This window comes from Sphingomonas populi, assembly GCF_004208535.1.
Lineage (GTDB): Bacteria > Pseudomonadota > Alphaproteobacteria > Sphingomonadales > Sphingomonadaceae > Sphingomonas > Sphingomonas populi.
Genome location: NZ_SGIS01000115.1, coordinates 1 through 2,743, shown reverse-complemented (window position 1 = coordinate 2,743; position 2,743 = coordinate 1). Strand labels below are relative to the sequence as shown.

The 2,743-nt window shown below is 58.6% G+C and carries 4 protein-coding genes; 3 read left to right on the top strand and 1 reads right to left on the bottom strand.

Annotated elements, in window-relative coordinates:
- Positions 1-176 precede the first annotated feature (176 nt).
- A complete protein-coding gene (locus tag EWE75_RS24250; protein WP_130160589.1) occupies positions 177-425 on the bottom strand; it encodes a hypothetical protein in 249 nt (82 codons plus the stop codon).
- Positions 426-725: 300 nt separating this feature from the next.
- Here EWE75_RS24250 and EWE75_RS24245 point away from each other — a divergent pair, with 300 nt between their 5' ends.
- The 3 genes from EWE75_RS24245 (at position 726) to EWE75_RS24235 (ending at position 2,411) form a co-directional block, all read left to right on the top strand.
- Positions 726-1,352 (top strand): LysE family translocator, encoded by a 627-nt coding sequence (locus EWE75_RS24245; protein ID WP_130160588.1) that lies wholly within the window; start codon positions 726-728, stop codon positions 1,350-1,352.
- A 149-nt stretch (positions 1,353-1,501) separates the two neighbouring features.
- Positions 1,502-2,065 (top strand): DUF1993 domain-containing protein, encoded by a 564-nt coding sequence (locus EWE75_RS24240; RefSeq protein WP_130160587.1) that lies wholly within the window; start codon positions 1,502-1,504, stop codon positions 2,063-2,065.
- A gap of 100 nt (positions 2,066-2,165) precedes the next feature.
- Positions 2,166-2,411, top strand: coding sequence for a hypothetical protein (locus EWE75_RS24235; protein ID WP_130160586.1), 246 nt, complete (start codon positions 2,166-2,168; stop codon positions 2,409-2,411).
- The last annotated feature ends 332 nt before the right edge of the window (positions 2,412-2,743 follow it).

Genomic DNA, 2,743 nt, shown 5'->3' with positions numbered 1-2,743 from the left:
GCCATCAATCGCTACCTCAAGGAACACAACGCCGACCCAAAGCCCTTCGTCTGGACCAAGTCCGCCGCTCAAATCCTCGACAAGCTCGCCAGACTGCCTGCATCTTCCCTCTGAATCAGTGCACTAGATCCTCGTGGCCCAGTCAAATTCGAAGACGCGCTTGTTCACCGGCGTGGTTACTTCGTCTTGGTGGCAGAATTGAAGCAGTTGACCTTTAATTTACCTGCTGTGGGCCGACGATTGCCAATAAAGGTAAAGAGTGGGTAGATCGGGGGATGATTTCGCTTGGCTGCCGGTTTTTTTGTGGCTTCATAGACCCTCATATGGAGTGAAGAGGACGTTTCCGGCGGCTGTTCCTGCGATACGGTTTGAGAGAAGCCAAATTCCTCATTTTTCTCGTAGATCTTTTTCAGCAGGTCAAGCATCCGGTTTCCTTTGCAACTGTCGCAGGGTGTTATGCCGACCCGGACTCGACCCCCGGGTCGGCGTGGCGCCTCTCGGAGTTGCCTTGGCTTTCCCGTAACTCCATCTCGATCGGTCAATTTCCGGAAAATGGTTTTGGGAACAGGTTTTGGGAAAACGCCCCCGATCTACGATCAGCGCCTGCTTGAACATTGACCGTGATCCCGCGACTGGTTCCTTTTTGGGAATGCGGTTTGGGTGACTATTGCGACGTGCCGACGCATGGGTCACACTAACCACGTGTCAGGTGCGAAAGGGCGGGCATGACTTCGGGATGGTCAACCATAGCGGTTGCGCTCGGGCTTTATGCCGCAGTGGTTGTGAGTCCAGGGCCAAACTTCGCTTTAATTTCCCGGCTCGCAATCGCAGGCCATCGTTCCTCAGCGGTTGGAGCGACTTTCGGTCTGGCTATTGCCGCGACCTTCTACGCCATCCTGACCATGACTGGGTTAGCATTGGTACTGACACGGATTGGCTGGCTGGCGAGCCTCATCCAGATCGCCGGCGGGTGCTATCTGATTTACCTCGGTGTAAAAGCATGGCTCGCCAGCGCGCCGGCCACCTCATCACAAGATCGGGCTGCGGTCCCAAGCGGAACGTTGCGTGGTTTGCGGATGGGGTTGATCGTCAACCTGTCCAACCCGAAGGGTATCGCCTTCTTCATCGGCCTTTATGCGGTCGCCGTTCCGCCGGAAACCGCCGGGTGGGCCAAGCTCGCGATCCTCGCTGGAGGCTTTTTGCTGGAGGTTGTCTGGTACGGTTTGGTGACAGTCCTTCTCTCCACGCGTCCGGCGCAAGCAGCGTATGACCGCTTCGGCCTTTGGATAGAGCGGGCCATTGGAACCATGCTGGCTGCTTTTGGCCTCCGTCTTATCTCGGAAAAGCTCTGAGAAGTTGGAACGCCTGACCGCAGCATTGGCGACGTTCAGTGGATTCCATTTTACTGCACGAGGTGTGCGGCTTTCCCGCTTCAGGATCCAAATGGGAAAGCGGTAAAGCCGCCATTGCGCCGTCGTTGTCGTCCTGTACGATGCTTGCCATGACCCCGACAAACCTGCTCGTACCGACTTACCAGCACATGCTGCAAACCCTATCCGGCTTGTTGGACAAGGCGCAGCGGCAAATGCCGGATCAGGCGGAAGCCTTGCTGGCGGCGCGACTGGCGGCCGATATGTTTCCGCTCGCGGCGCAGGTCCGCTTTGCAGCGTTTCAGGCGCAAGAGGCGGTGTTCCGGTTGCGCGGCGAGCGCGTTCCCGAATGGCTGGATGCCGTCGCGGCTGAGGGGCGAAGCGCCGGTGACGCACCCGGGACGCTCGCCGATGCAAAGGCGCGGATCGACGGCGCCCTATCGTACCTGGCGGATGTGCCGAGCGATGTCCTCGATGCCGGCGCAGACATGTCGGTCGCGATCGAACTGCCGGGTGGCATGACGTTCGACATGACAGGCGAGCAATATGCGCGCGACTGGGCTTTGCCGCAATTCTACTTCCACGTCGTCACCGCCTACGCGATCCTTCGCAGCCAAGGCGTGGAGGTCGGCAAGGCAGAGTACGCGCCGCACATGTTCGCCTATCTGCGGCCGGGAACGATGGCAGCAGCTTAGACGGCGACCGCCTTTTCCCCGATCCACCATCGTTTTGGGAAAGCCGCATTGGCAGCTCGCGCCCATTTTCAGCCATTCGTGAGCCCGCTAAGTAGCCACTATGGACGCCCGCAGAATCCTGAACGGTCATAAGCCATCGGTCGTGTTCGATGAGTATCTTGCGGCAAACCCGGACAGCGACAAATATCAGGTAGCGCGTGTGTTTGCCGACTTGTTTCCTAACGTTGACAGCACTTGCCATCAGGTCATCTGGAACTGGCGTCGCCCCGGAATGAACGACGACAAGCTCGACGTTATCCTCACCGATCTACTCAAGAAGGCGAATTATCCGGTAAAAGCGGCCTGACTGGAATCCACCACCCTTCCCCGTTCCCGGCCCGCCCATCGAGGCGGCCCGCCCGAAAGCTGACGGGTAGGTTTCAGAATGGAAAGCCGCCCGGCGGGAGTCGCCCATTATCAGACCTAAGCGATGTCAGCTCATGGCTGCGCTTGGAGCAGGGGTCTTGATACGCCCCCCGCAACATCTCTGCAGAGACAGATGAAAGCCGTTGTGAGCTGCTGCCGCTTCCGTGGACACCGAGATAAGGTGTTTTTGGAACCGGAGGATGGAGATGCAACGACGGAAGTTCAGCCGCGAGTTCAAGCTCGAGGCGGTGAAGCTGGTGCGGGAACGCGGGG

What these genes read in the sequence shown, in the direction of transcription:
- EWE75_RS24250 (WP_130160589.1), bottom strand. Translation starts at nt 425, where the DNA reads ATGCTTGACCTGCTGAAAAAGATCTACGAGAAAAATGAGGAATTTGGC.
- EWE75_RS24245 (WP_130160588.1), top strand. Translation starts at nt 726, where the DNA reads ATGACTTCGGGATGGTCAACCATAGCGGTTGCGCTCGGGCTTTATGCC.
- EWE75_RS24240 (WP_130160587.1), top strand. Translation starts at nt 1,502, where the DNA reads ATGACCCCGACAAACCTGCTCGTACCGACTTACCAGCACATGCTGCAA.
- EWE75_RS24235 (WP_130160586.1), top strand. Translation starts at nt 2,166, where the DNA reads ATGGACGCCCGCAGAATCCTGAACGGTCATAAGCCATCGGTCGTGTTC.